20 protein-coding genes, 1 tRNA gene and 1 pseudogene are annotated in these 17,103 nt (G+C 60.4%); 8 read left to right on the top strand and 14 right to left on the bottom strand.

The genetic code is table 11. The annotated features are described in order from the left end of the window. The first annotated feature begins 1,724 nt into the window (after positions 1-1,724). From LJX93_RS09980 to LJX93_RS09960, 5 genes and pseudogenes are all read left to right on the top strand, one after another. Positions 1,725-2,549: an AraC family transcriptional regulator gene (locus LJX93_RS09980; RefSeq protein ID WP_047581977.1), complete on the top strand. Its 825-nt coding sequence runs from the start codon at positions 1,725-1,727 to the stop codon at positions 2,547-2,549. A 72-nt stretch (positions 2,550-2,621) separates the two neighbouring features. After that, positions 2,622-3,008 (top strand): cupin domain-containing protein, encoded by a 387-nt coding sequence (locus LJX93_RS09975; RefSeq protein ID WP_227697103.1) that lies wholly within the window; start codon positions 2,622-2,624, stop codon positions 3,006-3,008. A gap of 138 nt (positions 3,009-3,146) precedes the next feature. Continuing rightward, positions 3,147-3,383 carry a hypothetical protein gene (locus LJX93_RS09970; RefSeq protein ID WP_033697049.1) on the top strand — a complete coding sequence of 79 codons (237 nt, stop codon included), beginning with the start codon at positions 3,147-3,149 and terminating at the stop codon, positions 3,381-3,383. Positions 3,384-3,613: 230 nt separating this feature from the next. Continuing rightward, a complete protein-coding gene (locus LJX93_RS09965) occupies positions 3,614-4,051 on the top strand; it encodes a GNAT family N-acetyltransferase (RefSeq protein WP_156310111.1) in 438 nt (145 codons plus the stop codon). Positions 4,052-4,092: 41 nt separating this feature from the next. Next, positions 4,093-4,284 (top strand): annotated as a pseudogene (locus LJX93_RS09960) (site-specific integrase); the annotation flags it as partial. Between the two features lie 79 nt (positions 4,285-4,363). Here LJX93_RS09960 and LJX93_RS09955 read toward each other — a convergent pair. The 9 genes from LJX93_RS09955 to thrS all read right to left on the bottom strand — a co-directional run bounded on the left by LJX93_RS09955 (position 4,364) and on the right by thrS (position 11,837). After that, positions 4,364-4,440 (bottom strand) — tRNA-Pro (locus tag LJX93_RS09955). Between the two features lie 98 nt (positions 4,441-4,538). After that, positions 4,539-4,895: a MerR family transcriptional regulator gene (locus LJX93_RS09950; RefSeq protein WP_033696949.1), complete on the bottom strand. Its 357-nt coding sequence runs from the start codon at positions 4,893-4,895 to the stop codon at positions 4,539-4,541. After that, entirely contained in the window at positions 4,876-5,178 is a 303-nt protein-coding gene (gene ihfA, locus LJX93_RS09945) for an integration host factor subunit alpha (protein ID WP_033696948.1), read from the bottom strand. Before ihfA ends, LJX93_RS09950 begins: the two co-directional genes overlap by 20 nt. Positions 5,179-5,182: 4 nt before the next feature. Continuing rightward, positions 5,183-7,564: a phenylalanine--tRNA ligase subunit beta gene (pheT, locus tag LJX93_RS09940; RefSeq protein ID WP_033696947.1), complete on the bottom strand. Its 2,382-nt coding sequence runs from the start codon at positions 7,562-7,564 to the stop codon at positions 5,183-5,185. 33 nt (positions 7,565-7,597) lie between these two features. Beyond that, a complete protein-coding gene (gene pheS / locus LJX93_RS09935; RefSeq protein ID WP_047581971.1) occupies positions 7,598-8,614 on the bottom strand; it encodes a phenylalanine--tRNA ligase subunit alpha in 1,017 nt (338 codons plus the stop codon). Positions 8,615-8,723: 109 nt separating this feature from the next. Continuing rightward, on the bottom strand, positions 8,724-9,080 hold the full coding sequence (rplT, locus tag LJX93_RS09930) for a 50S ribosomal protein L20 (RefSeq protein WP_009394046.1): 357 nt from the start codon (positions 9,078-9,080) through the stop codon (positions 8,724-8,726). Between the two features lie 28 nt (positions 9,081-9,108). Next, positions 9,109-9,303, bottom strand: coding sequence for a 50S ribosomal protein L35 (gene rpmI, locus LJX93_RS09925; RefSeq protein ID WP_028696462.1), 195 nt, complete (start codon positions 9,301-9,303; stop codon positions 9,109-9,111). Between the two features lie 60 nt (positions 9,304-9,363). Then, positions 9,364-9,915 (bottom strand): translation initiation factor IF-3, encoded by a 552-nt coding sequence (gene infC / locus LJX93_RS09920; protein ID WP_177326478.1) that lies wholly within the window; start codon positions 9,913-9,915, stop codon positions 9,364-9,366. Next, positions 9,915-11,837, bottom strand: a complete 1,923-nt coding sequence (gene thrS / locus LJX93_RS09915; protein ID WP_227697102.1) for a threonine--tRNA ligase — start codon at positions 11,835-11,837, stop codon at positions 9,915-9,917. The genes infC and thrS overlap by 1 nt, the downstream gene beginning before the upstream one ends. A 336-nt stretch (positions 11,838-12,173) precedes the next feature. Here thrS and LJX93_RS09910 point away from each other — a divergent pair, with 336 nt between their 5' ends. Both LJX93_RS09910 and LJX93_RS09905 read left to right on the top strand, forming a co-directional pair. Beyond that, the gene (locus LJX93_RS09910; RefSeq protein WP_033696944.1) at positions 12,174-12,476 is read left to right on the top strand and encodes a hypothetical protein; all 303 of its coding nucleotides are present in this window, start codon (positions 12,174-12,176) and stop codon (positions 12,474-12,476) included. A gap of 163 nt (positions 12,477-12,639) precedes the next feature. Continuing rightward, complete coding sequence (locus tag LJX93_RS09905) at positions 12,640-12,852, top strand: cold-shock protein (protein WP_003179963.1); 213 nt, start codon at positions 12,640-12,642, stop codon at positions 12,850-12,852. 61 nt (positions 12,853-12,913) lie between these two features. Here the strand turns inward: LJX93_RS09905 and LJX93_RS09900 are convergent, their stop codons facing one another. Then, a complete protein-coding gene (locus LJX93_RS09900) occupies positions 12,914-13,231 on the bottom strand; it encodes an I78 family peptidase inhibitor (protein WP_186659810.1) in 318 nt (105 codons plus the stop codon). A gap of 288 nt (positions 13,232-13,519) precedes the next feature. On the opposite strand from LJX93_RS09900, the gene LJX93_RS09895 reads away from it, so the two are divergent. Beyond that, positions 13,520-13,732 (top strand): hypothetical protein, encoded by a 213-nt coding sequence (locus LJX93_RS09895; RefSeq protein WP_033696941.1) that lies wholly within the window; start codon positions 13,520-13,522, stop codon positions 13,730-13,732. On the opposite strand, the gene LJX93_RS09890 is transcribed toward LJX93_RS09895, so the two are convergent. The 4 genes from LJX93_RS09890 to LJX93_RS09875 are packed head-to-tail and all read right to left on the bottom strand — an operon-like array spanning position 13,704 to position 17,103. Beyond that, complete coding sequence (locus tag LJX93_RS09890) at positions 13,704-14,711, bottom strand: nucleoside hydrolase (RefSeq protein ID WP_095064266.1); 1,008 nt, start codon at positions 14,709-14,711, stop codon at positions 13,704-13,706. The two genes, LJX93_RS09895 and LJX93_RS09890, sit on opposite strands and share 29 nt — an antisense overlap. 56 nt (positions 14,712-14,767) lie before the next feature. Then, a complete protein-coding gene (rbsD, locus tag LJX93_RS09885) occupies positions 14,768-15,166 on the bottom strand; it encodes a D-ribose pyranase (RefSeq protein ID WP_156310109.1) in 399 nt (132 codons plus the stop codon). Further along, positions 15,163-16,071, bottom strand: coding sequence for a ribokinase (gene rbsK, locus LJX93_RS09880; protein ID WP_033696938.1), 909 nt, complete (start codon positions 16,069-16,071; stop codon positions 15,163-15,165). Before rbsK ends, rbsD begins: the two co-directional genes overlap by 4 nt. Positions 16,072-16,080: 9 nt before the next feature. After that, positions 16,081-17,103 carry a LacI family DNA-binding transcriptional regulator gene (locus LJX93_RS09875; protein WP_033696937.1) on the bottom strand — a complete coding sequence of 341 codons (1,023 nt, stop codon included), beginning with the start codon at positions 17,101-17,103 and terminating at the stop codon, positions 16,081-16,083.

Below are 17,103 nucleotides of genomic sequence, written 5' to 3'. Positions count from 1 at the left end.
GCCGTTCAACCTGGCCGCCAGGCGCCTTGGCCCGAGCACGCCGAACAGCAGCGTAGCACCGACCATGCTGAGGGCCTGGATGGCGTCGTTCACCCCCTGTGGCAATCCGGCGTAATGCTGCACCAGGTAATTACAGCCGAACAGCCCAACCATGGTCGCCACGTAGGGTTTCATCAACCGGTAGCTCAGCGAACGGCGGCGATAGACCTCCTCCAAGTCGGCCTCGCACATCATGCCCCAACGGTCGGGCGACCCTGGTAACTGGAAGGTCACGCCCTTGCCGACCACCGGCACATGGCGGTAGTCCGAATAACCCGGGTAAGTCACGAACAGGTTGGTACCACGCCGGATGGTTTCCCGCACGCCGGGGTGCAGCTCACGCGTCGCGGGGTCGGTGAAGCGCAGCTCCAGCTCGGTATGGCGCTGCACCTGCACAGTGCTCCAGGGCGTACGCACGCCGCTCTTGAGGTTTTCGCCATGGGTAAACGTCCCGTCCTCAAAGCGCGAACGGGACAAAGCGGTGCCTGGTTGCACGGTCAGGTCGAAACGCGATTGCACCATAAACAGATAGTTGTCGCCCGACTCGGCAAAAATATGCCCGGCCTCGCGCTGGATCAGGTCGCCCAGCACATCATTGGGGACCCGGCCACACAGGCAGCCCAGGACGTTGCCCGCGTGCCTGATCGGCTGGTAGAACATCAGCGTCACCTCATCGTGAAAACGCGACGAGGATGGGCCGATCTGCAAGGTCATCGGGTCGCTGTAGGGCCCGTGAAGAAATGGCGCTTTCAGGCCTTGGGCCAACGCCGCGAGCTGCTCGCTCTGCGTACTGCCACGCTTTGGCCAGGTGGATACCCTGACGTTGCCCGTGCAGTCAATCACACTCAGTTCCGAAAAATCTTCGGCCTGTGCCAGCTTGTCGAGTAATGCCGAGGGCTGAATATGAGCGAAGTCTGCTGCCAGGCATTCCGCCAACTCTGCCAGGTGATCCCATTGTTCGCGCGCCCAGTTGTGCAGCAATTGCACCCGCGTCTGGGCAATGGCTTCGAACGTCTGCTCGATTTCTACATAGTTCGAACGATTGAGGCGGCACGCCCACCTCATGCTGAACTTGCCGGCTTTGCCGAACCAGGGCAGCCAACCCCGCTCGCTCGATGACAACTGCATGGAACTACTTGAAAGCGACATTAAGTTCACCATAAGCGACGCAGATATCAAAATGCCAGCAACTTCCACGCCAACTGTAATCCAAGCGGAATGCCGGGTAGTGGCTACCACTAGACGCTCACTGCTGGTGCATGAAGGCTGTTATTCCAGGCCACTTCGCACCCTGAAGGGGCGCGGAGAGAATGAAGCGATCGTTGGCATGGTCTGCTGCTGTTCACATAAGAATGCCGAGGCCGCTCCACCGACCGCGTTATGCCGCTATTTACAGGGCATGCGCGAACATTGTGGGAGCGGCCTTGTGCCGCGATGGGCCGCAAAGCGGCCCCACTCCAAGCGATGGAAAACTCACGTGAACAGCATTACGCTCTAGGCGGCTCTAACGCTATTGGGGTGTACGTTAGGAAGGCTGGAAACTGTCTGCGACACCTCACTTCAGACAGCGCCTGGGACCGCCGATCTGCTTTAGAGGTTCAGGGCCTCTGGCTGAGAGCGGCCTTACAGAAAGCGACCGTTTTCATGTGACCATCACGCGAGGTAACTCGCAGGAAAGCCCCTTCATGGTACGAAAAGCAAGCCCCGCTGCCACCTCGGACTGGGTCATACGTAGCGCTCAAACCGGCAGCGTGGAGCGGATCGAAGCATGGTTCGGCAGCCATGGCTACGACCCGCATCGTCACGACACCTACTCGATCGGCCGCACCCTCGCCGGCGTGCAGAGCTTTCACTACAAGGGGGCGCTGTGCCACGGCGTACCGGGTAATACGCTCGTCCTCCACCCTGACGAAGTCCATGATGGTATGGCGGGTACGGATGCGGGCTTTCGCTACCGGATGGCCTACATCGACCCGGCGCTGATTCAAAACGTGCTCAGCGGTGAGCCATTGCCCTTCATTGCCGGCGGGCTGACCAGCGACCCGCGCCTGTACCGCGCCAGTGAAGCCTTCGTGCAGGCACTGGATCACCCACTCGAAACGCTGGAGGAGCAGGACGCCGTCTATGACCTGGCCATGGCGCTGCGTGCGGTCGGCGGCAAGCCCCGCGGCCGCAAACGCCTGGACTACCGCTCGGCCGAGCGCGCCCGGGCATTCATCATGGAACACCTTCAACAGGGCATCACCCTGGAGATGCTCGAACAGGCCAGCGGCCGCGAGCAATGGAGCTTGTCACGCGACTTCCGCGCCCTTTATGGCACCAGCCCCTACCGCTTTGTCACGCTGCGGCGCCTGGACACTGCTCGGCGGCTGATGCTGGATGGCTTCACGCTGGTCGATGCAGCACTGGCTGCGGGCTTTCACGATCAGAGCCACATGACACGGCACTTCACCCGCAGCTATGGCGTGTCGCCATTGCGCTGGCTGGAACGCTTGCGGCCTGCCCGCTGACTTGCAGGATCGTACAAGAGCGGCGTGCGTTGGGTTGGGTAGGCTGATCACCTCAACTACAGAGGATCCGTCATGTCCGACGCCAACACGCAACGCGCATCATGCCCTGTGAACCTGACCCAGAAGGCTTCACTGATTGAACAGCAGTGGAGCCCCAGGGTGGTCGCGGAAATGAACGACTACCAGTTCAAGGTTGTGCGAATCGAAGGTGAATTCATCTGGCATTCGCACCCGGAGACCGATGAAGCGTTTCTTGTGCTTGAAGGCACCTTGCGCATCGATCTGCCAGAGGGCTGCGTTTATGTGAACCCCGGCGAATTGTATGTCGTGCCACGTGAGGTGGAACACAGGACAGCGGCGCAGGGGGAAGCGAAACTGATGATGATCGAGCCACGCGGCGTGGTGAATACCGGCCATGAAGGCGGTGAGCGGACGGCTTTGAACGACGTCTGGATCTGAGTTGATCGTCTCAATAGACGATACCGGGATGCGCGTAGAACCGCGAGCACACTATGCGTATATGGAACTAAGATCCTCAATGCTGTAGAACTTCGTGAATCCGGCGCTTTAATAGCTATCGCTTCAGAGGACCGCTATATGGGCATCCGCAGCTTAGCGAAAAACCTGCCTCCAGACCCCGCCAAAGAAGGCTGGGTGCTTGGGTGGGGCGTCCTTCGGGACAGGCATCCATGGCATTTTGTCGACGTCTATGCAGACCAGAAGACAGCCAAGGCGGAGGCGGAGCGCCTTGGTGATGGCTACGTCGTTGAGTACGGGTCACACCGCCTTGGCTCGAAGGAATTCGTATGCGGTAGCACCCTACCTGAAGGCTAACGGCAGCGCATCTGTCCGGCTGGCCACTCATCCAGCCTTCGTAACCACACTCTGCCGCAGCGCGAAGAATGCGGGACCCTGACGCACAGGAAAGCAGACCTGCTGACACGGCCGCCGATGCAGTGGGCGAGTAAGATTACGGAGTTACTGCCGTACAAAGGGGGCCACCGTTCATTGCGCCAGCTGTGAAAGGATACTTTCATTCGAGAGGGGCTATAAAGGAGGACATCATGGAAAAAACAATCAGACTCGCCAACCTCGCGGATATCGATGCCATTTTTGATATTCGAACCAGCGTTCACGAAAATCACTTATCCCTTGATCAGCTCGCGGAAATCGGGATTACTCCTAGAACGATACGACAGGCAATTATAGAGGCCCCATGCGCTTGGGTCGCCGAGGTCAATGGTGCCCCTGTAGGCTTTTCCATGGCCAATGTCGAGGACGGATGTGTGTTTGCCGCTTTCGTTCTACCCGAATTCGAAGGAAACGGATTAGGGCGCAGACTGATGGATAAAGCAGAGACTTTCCTATTTCAACACCACCAGACGATCTGGTTAGAAACGGCTGAGGCTAGCCGCGCGAGTGGCTTCTATCGAAACCTCGGCTGGCAGCCCGTGAAGACCTTACCAGAAGGTGATATTCGCTTTGAAAAGCATCAGAAATAGTAATCAACAAATGTACTGATGATTTGAGTTTGGTCAAAGACGACCTGAAGCACACCTTCGGTAGGCCCCTGAAAGCAGCAGGTGCAACAGAGGAAGATCGGAAATCGTTTCTGAGACACAAGACCGCCACTACTCTGGTGCAGAGCTGGCAGCTGATAGAAGCGGCAAACAAAGCCTCAGCGACGGACTCGCGTGGGCCGGTGCTGACAAATCAGAAGAGGAGGCAGGCGTAAAAACCTGAGAAGTCACGCAAAAGTCACGCACATGAAAAAGGCCACTCCTTGCGGAAATGGCCTAAGTCATTGGGATTATTGGTCGGGACGGAGTGATTCGAACACTCGACCCCTTGCACCCCATGCAAGTGCGCTACCGGGCTGCGCTACGCCCCGACTCTATTCTCGATACTGCTGAGAACGATGAAGAATCTACCCTAACCTTTTGATAAATGAAAGCTTTTTCTCAAAAAATTTCCATTCGTCGGAGCAGATCACTTCTTCAACACCACCAACACATCCTCCAACTCAACAATCATCTGCCGAATCAGCTGCTTGTACTGGCTTGACTCATCCTTCACCTCATCACTGGAGAGCCTTAACCGCGCCCCGCCAATGGTGAACCCCTGATCATAAAGCAGCGCCCGAATCTGGCGGATCATCAGCACATCCTGGCGCTGGTAATACCGCCGATTCCCCCGCCGCTTCACAGGGTTCAGCTGAGGGAACTCCTGCTCCCAATACCGCAGCACGTGCGGTTTTACCGCACAAAGCTCGCTCACTTCACCAATGGTGAAGTAGCGCTTGCCCGGTATGGGGGGCAGTTCGTCGTTATTGCTTGGTTCCAGCATAGGCCTCAACCCGGGCCTTCAACTTCTGCCCTGGACGAAAGGTGACGACGCGGCGAGCGGTGATCGGGATCTCTTCCCCAGTCTTGGGGTTGCGGCCCGGCCGCTGGCGTTTGTCGCGAAGGTCAAAGTTGCCGAAACCGGACAGCTTGACCTGCTCGTTCTCTTCAAGTGCGTGCCGAATTTCTTCGAAAAACAGCTCGACCAACTCCTTGGCCTCACGCTTGTTAAGCCCCAGCTCCTCGTACAGCCTTTCGGCCATCTCAGCTTTCGTCAGAGCACCCATGCCGTTATTTCCTTAACGTGGTGTTCAACCTTTGTTCAAGCGAGGTGAGGATGTTTTGCAGGGTAGTGTTCACCTCATCGTCGTTAAGAGTGCGCGATGGATGCTGCCAGGTCAAGCCGACGGCCAGGCTTTTTCTATCAGGATCAATGCCTTTACCTTGGTAGACATCAAACAGCCTGAGGTCTGTGAGCCATTCGCCTGCATTGTCACGAATTAATTCAAGCACCGCGCTAGAAGCTACATCACGTCCTGCGATCAAGGCCAGGTCACGACGGGTTTCTGGGAACTTGGACAGTTCGCTGAACTTTGGCAGGCGGCCTTCGACCACGTCGCCCAACACCAGCTCGAACAGGAACACTGGGCGGTCCAGGTCCAGGGCTTTGGCAAGCTCCGGGTGGATGGCGCCGAGGTAACCGACTGGCTTGCCGTCGCGCTCGATGAGGGCGGTCTGGCCTGGGTGCAGGGCGGGGTGTTTGCCGGCGCTGAAGGTGAAGTCGCTCAGGGCGCCGGAATAGCCCAGCAGGGCTTCGACGTCGGCTTTGACGTCGAAGAAGTCGATGCCGTCGCGGCCGTTCGCCCAGCCTTCTGGCAGGCGGCTGCCGGTGACGACGCCGGCGATCATCGGCTGCTGCTCGAGGTTACCGAGCTGGCCGACGAAGCGCAGGCCGCTTTCGAACAGGCGTACGCGGTCTTGCTGGCGGTTGAGGTTGTGCTGCAGCGCCTTGACCAGGCCCGGCCACAGGGACGCGCGCATGGCGGCCATGTCGTTGGAGATCGGGTTGGCCAGCAGCAGTGGCTCTACGCCAGGGCTGAACAGCTCGAACAGTTTCGGGTCGATGAAGCTGTAGGTGATGGCTTCCTGGTAGCCACGGGCAACCAGCAGGCGGCGCAGGTTCGGCAGGTCACCGCGGGTTTCCGGCTTGCCCTGGGGCGCGAGGCGCGCTTGTGGGTAGCGGACCGGGAGGTTGTTGTAGCCGTACAGGCGGGCCAGCTCTTCGATCAGATCGACTTCCAGGCTGATGTCGAAGCGGTGGCTTGGGACGTTGACGGTCCACTGCCCTGCCCCATTGGCCGTGGTGGTCAGCTCCAGGGCGTTGAGCAGTTGCTCGACCTGGGCTGGGTCCATCTGCATGCCGAGCATTTGAGTGATGCGTTCGGCGCGCAGGGTCACCGGGGCGACCTGCGGCAGGTGCTGTTCGCTGACGGCCTCGACGATCGGGCCGGCTTCGCCGCCGACGGTTTCCAGGATCAGCGCGGTGGCGCGTTCCATGGCTTCGCGGGCCAGCTGCGAGTCGACGCCGCGCTCGTAGCGGTGCGAGGCGTCGGTGTGCAGGCCGTAGGAACGGGCCTTGCCGGCAACGGAGATCGGCTCGAAGAAGGCGCTTTCGAGGAACAGGTCGCGGGTTTTCTCGGTATTGACGCCGCTGTGCTCGCCACCCATGACGCCGGCAATGGCCAGGGCGCGAGTGTGGTCGGCGATAACCAGGGTGTCGGCGCGCAGGGCAACTTCCTGGCCGTCGAGCAGGACGAGCTTCTCGCCCTCTTCGGCCATGCGCACGCGGATGCCGCCGTTGATTTCGGCAAGGTCGAAGGCGTGCATCGGCTGGCCGAGCTCGAGCATCACGTAGTTGGTGATGTCGACGGCGGCATCGATGCTGCGCACGTCACTGCGGCGCAGGCGTTCGACCATCCACAGTGGGGTCGGCCTGGACAGGTCGACGTTGCGGATGACGCGGCCCAGGTAGCGTGGGCAGGCAGCCGGGGCGGACACTTCGACCGGGCGCACTTCATCGTGGGCAGCCGGCACGGCTGGCACTACCGGGCGGGTGACCGGGACGTTGTACAGCGCGCTGACGTCGCGGGCCAGGCCGGCCAGGGACAGGCAGTCACCGCGGTTCGGGGTCAGGCCGATTTCGATGCTGGCATCGTCCAGGCTCAGGTACTGGCGTATGTCCTGGCCAACCGGGGCATCGGCAGCCAGTTCGAGCAGGCCGTCGTTTTCTTCGCTGATCTGCAGCTCAGCCGCCGAGCACAGCATGCCGAACGACTCGACGCCGCGCAGCTTGGCCTTCTTGATCTTGAAGTCGCCTGGCAGTTCGGCGCCGATCATGGCAAACGGGATCTTGATGCCCGGGCGCGCATTGGGGGCGCCGCACACTACCTGGAAGGTTTCCTGGCCGTTGCTGACCTGGCAGACGCGCAGTTTGTCGGCGTCCGGGTGTTGTTCGGTGGCGAGGATTTCGCCCACGACGATGCCGCTGAACTGGCCGGCAGCGGGGGTCACGCTATCGACTTCAAGGCCGGCCATGGACAGGCGGGCGACCAGTTCGTCACGGGAGACTTGCGGGTTTACCCAACCGCGCAGCCACTGTTCACTGAATTTCATGCTGTTCTCCTGAAAGTTGCGTCGGGCATTGACCTAGCGGAATTGCGCGAGGAAGCGCAGGTCGTTGTCGAAGAACAGACGCAAATCGTTGACGCCATAGCGCAGCATGGCCAGGCGCTCGGCGCCCATGCCGAAGGCGAAGCCCTGGAACTCTTCAGGGTCGATGCCGGACATGCGCAGCACGTTCGGGTGGACCATGCCGCAGCCCATGACTTCGAGCCAGCCGGTCTGCTTGCACACGCGGCAGCCGTTGCCGGAACACATCACGCACTGGATATCGACTTCGGCGGACGGCTCGGTGAAGGGGAAGAACGACGGGCGGAAGCGCACGGCCAGTTCTTTTTCGAAGAACACGCGCAGGAATTCTTCGATGGTGCCCTTGAGGTCGGCAAAGTTGATATCGCGATCGATCAGCAGGCCTTCGACCTGGTGGAACATCGGCGAGTGGGTGATATCCGAGTCGCAGCGGTAGACGCGGCCCGGGCAGACAATGCGGATGGGCGGCTGAGTGGACTCCATGGTCCGCACTTGCACCGGCGAGGTGTGGGTGCGCAGCAGCATGTTGGCATTGAAATAGAAGGTGTCGTGCATCGCCCGGGCCGGGTGGTGGCCGGGGATATTGAGCGCTTCGAAGTTGTGGTAGTCGTCTTCGACCTCTGGGCCTTCGGCGATGCCGTAGCCGATGTGGGTGAAGAACTGCTCGATGCGCTCGAGTGTACGAGTAATCGGGTGCAAGCCACCGGTGGTCTGGCCACGGCCTGGCAGGGTGACGTCAATGCATTCGGCAGCCAGGCGAGCGCTGAGCTCGGCTTCTTCAAAGGCGGCCTTGCGTGCGTTGAGCACCACGGTGACGCGTTCCTTGGCGTCGTTGATCAGCGCGCCGACTTTCGGCCGCTCTTCGGCTGGCAGGTTGCCCAGGGTCTTCATCACCTGGGTCAGCTCGCCTTTCTTGCCGAGATATTGAACCCGGATCTGTTCCAGGGCATTGATGTCTTCAGCGCGCTCTACGGCCTCAAGGGCTTGGGAGACCAGCGCATCCAGGTTTTCCATGTACAGACTCCAGATACGAAAATAGGGGAAGAGCTTTGAAGGCTCTTCCCCTATCGATGACGTTCAATGCCCGACGGCGCAAGCGCCGCCGGGTGATTGTCGCGGGTACTTAAGCCAGAACGGCTTTAGCTTTCTCGACAATCGCAGCAAACGCCGCTTTTTCGTTCACTGCCAGATCGGCCAGAACCTTACGGTCGATTTCGATCGACGCTTTTTTCAGGCCAGCAATCAGACGGCTGTAAGACAGGCCGTTGTTGCGTGCACCAGCGTTGATACGAGCGATCCACAGTGCGCGGAACTGACGCTTCTTCTGGCGACGGTCACGGTAGGCGTATTGACCGGCCTTGATGACAGCCTGCTTGGCAACACGGAATACGCGCGAACGTGCACCGTAGTAACCTTTAGCCAGTTTCAGAATTTTTTTGTGACGCTTACGAGCGATAACGCCGCGCTTTACACGAGCCATGAGTAACTTCCTCTATCTTTGACCAGAATTAACGAACGCGCAGCATGCGCGCGACTTTCGCGACGTCAGACGGGTGCAGCATGCTGCTACCACGCAGTTGACGCTTACGCTTGGTCGACATTTTGGTCAGGATGTGGCTCTTGAAAGCGTGCTTGTGCTTGAAGCCGGTAGCCGTTTTCAGGAAACGCTTCGCAGCACCGCTTTTGGTTTTCATTTTTGGCATGTTGGAACTCCGCATTCGATAAAATTACACATAATCATCAGGCCTGCCGTGCCCGGGAGATTACTTCTTTTTCTTGGGGGCGATGACCATCATAAGCTGGCGTCCTTCCATCTTAGGATGCTGCTCAACGGTGCCGTATTCGGCGAGGTCAGCTTCGACCCGCTTCAACAGCTCCATGCCCAGCTCCTGGTGGGCCATCTCACGACCACGGAATCTCAGAGAGATCTTGGCCTTGTCCCCATCGGTAAGGAAACGTACCAGGTTGCGTAGTTTTACCTGGTAATCCCCATCCTCCGTCCCTGGACGAAACTTGATTTCTTTGATCTGGATGATCTTCTGGTTCTTCTTCGCCGCAGCCTGCTGCTTTTTCTTCTCGAAGAGGCTTTTGCCGTAGTCGAGGACCTTGCAGACAGGAGGTACGGCGTCGGCAGAAATTTCTACCAGATCCAGCTTCGCTTCTTCAGCGATACGAAGCGCTTCGTGGATCGAGACGATGCCCAGCTGCTCACCGTCAGCACCGATTAAGCGAACCTCTTGAGCCGAGATATTCTCGTTGATCGGGGCCTTCGGTGCAGCACGTTTATCGTTTCTCATTTCACGCTTAATAGTCATTACTCCGATTCTTGGCGACCACGCCGGGAAACCGCTTGTGTCAGCAGCTCAGCGAATTGCGCGACGGGCATGGAGCCCAGGTCTGCGCCTTCGCGAGTACGCACAGCGACGGTTTGCGTTTCGACTTCGCGATCCCCTATAACCAAAAGGTACGGGACCTTGAGCAAAGTATGCTCGCGGATTTTAAAGCCGATCTTCTCATTTCTCAAGTCCGACTTGGCACGGAAACCGCTACCGTTCAGAGATTTCTCTACCTGAAGGGCGAAATCGGCCTGTTTGTCGGTGATGTTCATGATCACCGCCTGGGTCGGCGCCAGCCAAGCCGGGAACACGCCAGCATAGTGCTCGATGAGCATGCCGATGAAGCGTTCGAACGAGCCGAGAATGGCGCGGTGCAGCATGACCGGGCGCTTACGGCTGTTATCTTCGGCGATGTAGCTGGCATCCAGACGCTCTGGGAGGTTCGGATCGTACTGCAGGGTACCACACTGCCAGTTACGGCCGAGGCAGTCGCGCAGGGTAAATTCGATTTTCGGGCCGTAGAAGGCACCCTCCCCCGGTTGATATTCCCACTCCAGGCCCGATTCATTCAAGGCATCGGCCAGTGCACCTTCGGCACGGTCCCACAGCTCTTCAGAGCCCACACGCTTGGCTGGGCGGGTCGACAGCTTCATGGCGATGTCGCTGAAACCGAAGTCTTTGTAGACGTCCAGGGTCAGCTTGATGAAGTCGGCGGCTTCTTTCTTTACCTGGTCTTCGGTGCAGAAGATGTGCGCGTCGTCCTGGGTAAAGCCACGCACACGCATGATGCCGTGCAGGGCGCCGGACGGCTCGTTACGGTGGCAGGCACCGAACTCGGCCAGGCGCATCGGCAGGTCGCGGTACGACTTCAGGCCCTGGTTGAACACCTGCACGTGGCACGGGCAGTTCATCGGCTTGACCGCGTAGTCGCGGTTTTCCGACGAAGTGGTGAACATGTTCTCGGCGTAGTTGGACCAGTGGCCGGAACGCTCCCAGAGAATACGGTCAACGACCTGCGGGGTCTTGATCTCGAGGTAGTTGTTGTCGCGCTGGACCTTGCGCATGTACTGCTCGAGCACCTGATAGACGGTCCAGCCGTCCGGGTGCCAGAACACCATGCCCGGGGCTTCTTCCTGCAGGTGGAAGAGGTCGAGCTGCTTGCCGATCTTGCGGTGGTCGCGTTTTTCGGCTTCTTCGATGCGCTGGATGTAAGCAGCCAGCTGCTTCTTGTCAGCCCAGGCGGTGCCGTAGACGCGTTGCAGCTGCTCGTTCTTGGCATCGCCGCGCCAGTAGGCGCCGGACAGCTTGGTCAGCTTGAATGCCTTGAGGAAGCGCGTGTTCGGCACGTGCGGGCCGCGGCACATGTCGACGTATTCTTCGTGGTAGTACAGGCCCATGGCCTGTTCGTCCGGCATGTCTTCGACCAGGCGCAGCTTGTAGTCTTCGCCACGGGCCTTGAACACGTCGATGACTTCGGCGCGCGGGGTCATCTTCTTGACGACGTCGTAGTCCTTCTCGATCAGCTGCAGCATGCGCTTTTCGATGGCGGCCATGTCTTCTGGGGTGAAGGGGCGCTCATAGGCGATGTCGTAATAGAAGCCTTCGTCAATCACCGGGCCGATCACCATCTTGGCGGTCGGGTACAGCTGCTTCACCGCGTGGCCGATCAGGTGGGCGCACGAGTGACGGATGATCTCCAGTCCCTCTTCATCTTTAGGGGTGATGATCTGCAGGGTGGCGTCGTGAGTGATCAGGTCGCTAGCGTCGACCAGCTTGCCGTCAACCTTGCCGGCCAGGGTGGCCTTGGCCAGGCCTGCACCAATGGAGGCTGCGACTTCGGCTACGGATACGGCGTGATCAAACGTGCGCTGACTGCCATCGGGAAGAGTAATAGTGGGCATGGCGCCTCCTCTCCTAGTGGTGACCCCTACCAAAGGTCACGTGGGTTGGGATGAGCCAGTACAAGATCCGCGCTGTCTTTCTCAAGAGAAAGCCTGCCTCACAGTGGCAGAAGCCTTTCGGCTTACCAGGGGCGAACCAGAGTGACTGGAAAGTAAGAAATAGCTGCAGGCCGCGGCTGCGGTGCTGCAAGCCGAGCATGCTAGCACGCGGGGTTGGGCGCTATGCAGAAATATTTGGAAATTACACCGCAGGGGTGAACTTCCGCGGAAAATTCCCTATCAGACTTTGGGAAGCATCCTACTCTTGATGAGACCTAAACCAAGGAGTGTCTGGTTATGAGATTTCCGTCTCTTCTGGCCCTGAGCGTTGCTGGCGCCCTGCTGCTACCTGTGGCCGCCAATGCGGGTGAATTCCCGGCTGGCGCGAAGCAAAACTACATGACCCAGTGCACCGAGGCCGCCACCGGCCAGGGCCTGGACGCCAAATCGGCGCAGCAGCACTGCACCTGTGGCGCAACCGCTATCGAAAAGAACTTCAGCACTGAGGAAATCAAGGACCTGGACAGCAAGGACGGCGTTGACGCCGCCCTGATGCAGAAGGCACAGAAGGTCGTGCAGCAAGCGTGCATGAAGGGCTGAAACCATAAAGCCGGGGGGTTCGCCACCCCGTGTTTGCGCTGGATCAACATTTGGCGAAGGTAAAAGGCGCTAGATGCGCAGAATTAGACTATGATGTGTCCTGTGCTTCGAAGCCTCGGCAACATCGCACTACTGAAAAAAATCAAATCTGGAGATTCACCCCATGTCCAATCGCCAAACCGGCACCGTTAAATGGTTCAATGATGAGAAAGGCTTCGGCTTCATCACCCCACAAGGCGGCGGCGACGACCTGTTCGTACACTTCAAGGCCATCGAATCTGACGGCTTCAAGAGCCTGAAAGAAGGCCAGACTGTTTCCTTCGTAGCCGAAAAAGGCCAGAAGGGCATGCAGGCTGCACAGGTTCGTCCGGAGTAATTCGGGTAGCTGTAAAAAAACCCGCCCTGGTGGCGGGTTTTTTTATGGGGTTTGCAAAGGCTCAACCACAGTTGACGCGCGTGACCACACCTTGCTCGTCCACATTCAGGTTCAGACGCTCGGAGCGGTACTCCAGCGTCACCACGTCATGCGGCTTGAGGATACGTGCCATCTGCGAGCCACTGGCCTTGCGCGCCTGCTCCAGAAGCTCTGCACTGCCCGGCTTGCCGATGGCGAAATCGGCACCGCTGGCCTCACAACGACCGTCGTTGCCTGCTGGCGCGGCAGGGGCGCCACCACCAGAGTTGCCACCTGTACTGCAACCAGCCAGGACAGCAGCCATCGCCAGGGTTGCCAGGTAAGCACGGGTACGAAACATGAATCCTCCTAAAATCGATCTGGGCACTGTCTGATCCGACAGCTGCGCGCATAGTTTGTTGCAAAACCGCACAAGTCTGCCTGAACACGCCCTAGGAGGCGAAATGCAATCGTGACCGGATTTTGCACAATGGGCTTGGTTTGCTGCGCAAAGCTTTTTATTCTTAAGTCGCAGAGTCATTGACGCAACGGCATGATTTACTGCAAAAAGTGGAGCGCACCGTGCCTCCAGCGAACACCAGGGTCCGGTGTTCGCCCTTCCGTCCCAGGCCCCCAGTGAGAGCCTTTCATGAGCAGCCACAGCATCGATGCCGATATCAAGGTCAAATGGGCCGAGGGCCAGAGCGCCTACAGCCCCAGCACACCGGAAGAGTTGCTACTGATTGCCATCGACCTGCTGGTACGCGATCGCGGCAGTGAAGCGGCGCGCAGCTTCATCGACCAGGTGCTCGAACGCTTCGCACCCCATCCGGCTATTGCAATCGAGCCAGGCGCGCGCTGAGCAGGTCGAACACGCCCTGGGCGTCTCCCTCCTCCACCCACATCACGTTGGCGGGCTGTTTAAGCACGCCATACCAGTCGGCGATAGTCTGCCCCAAGGTCGGGCCTTCGCGGCTGTCGATGGCCAAGTGAATGCGCCGGCCGCTGAACAGTTCGGGTTTCAGTAGGTAGGCAATGACGCTGGCGTCGTGCACCGGCCCGCCGGGCATGCCGTACAGGTCCATGTCATGGGTAATGTAGGCGTTGAGAATGTCCACCACCCGCTGGCTGGCCCGGTTGTTCACCGCTGCAAGCTGCTTGAGGCGTGCCTCGCTGGTGAGCAGTTTGTGGGTGACATCCAGCGGCAGATAGGTCAGCGGCACACCACTGGCCAGCACCACCTCGGCGGCATGCGGGTCGGCGTAGAGGTTGAATTCTGCGGCGGGGGTGATGTTGCCGCCATTGAAGTGGGCGCCGCCCATGACCACCACCTCTTTGATGCCTTTGGCGATTTCCGGGCGCTGGATGAGTGCCAGGGCCAGGTTGGTCTGCGGGCCTAGCATGGCGATGGTGATGCTGTTGGGCTTGGCGGCGCCGAGGGTGTCGACCAGGTACTGCACGGCATTGCCCTGGGCCAGGGGCTTTTTCGGCTCATGCACCGGAACGCCGGTCAGGCCTTCTTCGCCATGGACGTCGGCAGCGTATATGGGGGCGCGCACCAGCGGGCGCCCTGCCCCGGCGTAGACGGGGATGTCTTCGCGGCCAGCCCATTCGCGGGCCAGGCGGGCGTTGCGTGAGGTTTTGTCGAGGCGCACGTTGCCGGCCACGGTGGTAATGGCGCGGATGTTCAGCTCATCGGGCGAGGCCATGGCCAGGAACAGCGCGACCACGTCGTCGGCGCCGGGGTCGGTGTCGATGATCAGGTCGCGTGGGGCGGCCTGGAGGGTGGTGGTGGCAGCTGCAGCCATGAAAGTGAGTCCTTGTAGCAGGGGTTTGAGCATGAGGCACTCCTGTTGCCTTGGGGTATTTACCGGGTTTTGTAGGCGCGGCGATGCGATCAGAACGTAACGCCTGAGATCAAAGCAATGTTGCTGTACGGCTGGCACTCCCCCGTGCGCACCACGGCCCGCGCGCTGCGTGAGAGCACTTTGAAATTTTCATGGGGCATCCATTCCCGTTTGCCCAACTTGCCGCGCAAGCGCTCGATTTCCACCAGCCCGGGCGGCACCACTTTCTGCATTTCCTCGGCCAGCACATGCCGCTCCACCTGCAACTCGCTCAGCACCACGCGCAAGACACTGGCGAAATCCGGTATGCCCGGGGTCAACGCCAGGTCGATCAGCTCGACGCCCGGCGGCACCGGCAACCCGGCATCGCCGATCACCAGAATATCGCCATGCCCCAACCCCGCAATGACCCGTGACAGGGCGACATTGAGCAGCGCGGTCTTCTTCATGGCTGCAGCTCCGCAAGGTAAGGGATCGACGGCTGCGCCCCGGCGCGAGTGACCGACAAGGCCGCTGCGCGCTGGCCGAGCGCGATCGCCTCGCCCTCCTCCAGCCCACGCACCAGGGCGGCAGCAAAGCCACCGATGAAGGTGTCGCCTGCCGCCGTGGTGTCCAGCGGTTGCACGCTGGGCGCGGGAAAGTGCCGATGGCCCTGTTCGGTCACCAGCAAGGCGCCTTGGGCGCCGAGGGTGATGATCACTTTGCCAGCCCCCAGTTGCAGCAGCCGTTCGCCGGCGCGCCGGGCGCTGGCCTGGTCGCTGACGGCGATCCCGGTCAGGGCTTCGGCCTCGCTTTCGTTGGGGGCCAGGTAATCGATATGGGCGAACCATGCCGGTGGCAACGGCCCGGTGGCGGGTGCCGGGTTGAGAATGACCTGCTTACCCAGCTCACGCCCCCTCGCCAACGTCCAGGCCACGGTGTCGTACGGCACCTCCAACTGGCAGATGATGACCTCGGCCGCTTGCAGCAGCGCGTCGAAGCGCTGCACCGCCTGCGGTGTCAGCAAACCATTGCCGCCAGGGATGATGACGATGCAATTCTGGCTGGCGGCATCGACGGTGATCAGCGCCACACCACTGGAAACCCCTTCGCACACGCTCACTGCCTGGCAGTCGATACCTTCTACTTCCAGCGCCTTGCGCAGTTGCTGGCCGTAGGCGTCGTCGCCCACGTTGCCGATCATCGCCACGCTGCCGCCCAGCCGCGCCACCGCCACCGCCTGGTTGGCACCCTTGCCGCCAGGCACGGTGAAAAAGGCCTCGCCGGGCAGGGTCTCACCGGCCCGTGGCAGGCGCTGGGCGCGGGCCACCAGGTCCATGTTGAGGCTACCGACCACCACTACCTTGGCATGCATGGGAATTCCTTAGCGGTAATCATTGAACAGGTCCGGGCGTGGCCCGGTGGACTCGCGCTGCACGATGCGCGGGGCAACGATGCGTTGCTCCGCCGAGCCTTGCCGGGGCGTGGCGATGCGTGAAAGCAGCAATGCAGCAGCGCTTTCGCCCAGCTCGCGGATCGACTGGCCCACGGTGGTCAGCGGCGGGTACACGTAGCGGCTGAGCTCAATGTCATCGAAGCCGATCACCGACAGCTCGCCCGGTACGTTGATATTGCGCTCGGCCGCAGCGCGCAGCACGCCAAAGCCGATCATGTCGTTGCCGGCAAAAATCGCCGTGGGCCGATTGCCATCCAGCAACTGTGCCGCCGCCCCGTGGCCGCCCGGGCTGGTGAAGTCGCAATGCAGCACGCGGCTCGCCCCCACCGCTGCGCCCGCCTCGCCCATGGCGCGACGGAAACCGGCCAGGCGCAGTTGGCTGACGCCGGTTTCGGCCGGGCCGCCGATGTAGGCGATGTCGCGATGGCCAAGCTCAAGCAGGTGCCGGGTGGCGAGGTAGGCGCCGTGCTCGTGGTCGATGCGTACCAGGTCGGCGTCGACGCCATCCAGCTCACGGTCGACGATGACCATCGGCGTGCGCACGCAGGCCAGGCTGTGCAGCAGGTCGCTGTCCTCGCCCACGGACGCCACCACCAGGCCGTCGATGCGTTTCTCCAGCAGCACACGCAGGTAGCTGCGCTGCTTTTGCGGGTTGTCGTCGGAGTTGCACAGGATCACGCAGTAGCCGTTACGCTCGCAGGCGTCTTCGATGCCTCGTGCCAGTTCGGCGAAATACGGGTTCACGCTGTTGGGCACCAGCAAACCGATGGTGGCGGTGCTGCGCGCCTTGAGCGAACGCGCCACGGCACTGGGCACGTAGTCGAGTTCGACGATGGCGGCCTCGACCTTCAGGCGCACCTGTTCACTGACTGGGCGGGTCTTGTTCAGTACATGGGACACGGTGGTGTAGGAAATACCCGCCAGTGCCGCGACATCTTTAATGGTTGCCAT

The organism is Pseudomonas sp. HN2-3 (assembly GCF_020691745.1).
GTDB lineage: Bacteria > Pseudomonadota > Gammaproteobacteria > Pseudomonadales > Pseudomonadaceae > Aquipseudomonas > Aquipseudomonas capeferrum.
This window is presented reverse-complemented; position numbering and strand designations above follow the sequence as displayed.

What these genes read in the sequence shown, in the direction of transcription:
- LJX93_RS09980 (WP_047581977.1), top strand. Translation starts at nt 1,725, where the DNA reads ATGGTACGAAAAGCAAGCCCCGCTGCCACCTCGGACTGGGTCATACGT.
- LJX93_RS09975 (WP_227697103.1), top strand. Translation starts at nt 2,622, where the DNA reads ATGTCCGACGCCAACACGCAACGCGCATCATGCCCTGTGAACCTGACC.
- LJX93_RS09970 (WP_033697049.1), top strand. Translation starts at nt 3,147, where the DNA reads ATGGGCATCCGCAGCTTAGCGAAAAACCTGCCTCCAGACCCCGCCAAA.
- LJX93_RS09965 (WP_156310111.1), top strand. Translation starts at nt 3,614, where the DNA reads ATGGAAAAAACAATCAGACTCGCCAACCTCGCGGATATCGATGCCATT.
- LJX93_RS09950 (WP_033696949.1), bottom strand. Translation starts at nt 4,895, where the DNA reads ATGCTGGAACCAAGCAATAACGACGAACTGCCCCCCATACCGGGCAAG.
- ihfA (WP_033696948.1), bottom strand. Translation starts at nt 5,178, where the DNA reads ATGGGTGCTCTGACGAAAGCTGAGATGGCCGAAAGGCTGTACGAGGAG.
- pheT (WP_033696947.1), bottom strand. Translation starts at nt 7,564, where the DNA reads ATGAAATTCAGTGAACAGTGGCTGCGCGGTTGGGTAAACCCGCAAGTC.
- pheS (WP_047581971.1), bottom strand. Translation starts at nt 8,614, where the DNA reads ATGGAAAACCTGGATGCGCTGGTCTCCCAAGCCCTTGAGGCCGTAGAG.
- rplT (WP_009394046.1), bottom strand. Translation starts at nt 9,080, where the DNA reads ATGGCTCGTGTAAAGCGCGGCGTTATCGCTCGTAAGCGTCACAAAAAA.
- rpmI (WP_028696462.1), bottom strand. Translation starts at nt 9,303, where the DNA reads ATGCCAAAAATGAAAACCAAAAGCGGTGCTGCGAAGCGTTTCCTGAAA.
- infC (WP_177326478.1), bottom strand. Translation starts at nt 9,915, where the DNA reads ATGACTATTAAGCGTGAAATGAGAAACGATAAACGTGCTGCACCGAAG.
- thrS (WP_227697102.1), bottom strand. Translation starts at nt 11,837, where the DNA reads ATGCCCACTATTACTCTTCCCGATGGCAGTCAGCGCACGTTTGATCAC.
- LJX93_RS09910 (WP_033696944.1), top strand. Translation starts at nt 12,174, where the DNA reads ATGAGATTTCCGTCTCTTCTGGCCCTGAGCGTTGCTGGCGCCCTGCTG.
- LJX93_RS09905 (WP_003179963.1), top strand. Translation starts at nt 12,640, where the DNA reads ATGTCCAATCGCCAAACCGGCACCGTTAAATGGTTCAATGATGAGAAA.
- LJX93_RS09900 (WP_186659810.1), bottom strand. Translation starts at nt 13,231, where the DNA reads ATGTTTCGTACCCGTGCTTACCTGGCAACCCTGGCGATGGCTGCTGTC.
- LJX93_RS09895 (WP_033696941.1), top strand. Translation starts at nt 13,520, where the DNA reads ATGAGCAGCCACAGCATCGATGCCGATATCAAGGTCAAATGGGCCGAG.
- LJX93_RS09890 (WP_095064266.1), bottom strand. Translation starts at nt 14,711, where the DNA reads ATGCTCAAACCCCTGCTACAAGGACTCACTTTCATGGCTGCAGCTGCC.
- rbsD (WP_156310109.1), bottom strand. Translation starts at nt 15,166, where the DNA reads ATGAAGAAGACCGCGCTGCTCAATGTCGCCCTGTCACGGGTCATTGCG.
- rbsK (WP_033696938.1), bottom strand. Translation starts at nt 16,071, where the DNA reads ATGCATGCCAAGGTAGTGGTGGTCGGTAGCCTCAACATGGACCTGGTG.
- LJX93_RS09875 (WP_033696937.1), bottom strand. Translation starts at nt 17,103, where the DNA reads ATGGCAACCATTAAAGATGTCGCGGCACTGGCGGGTATTTCCTACACC.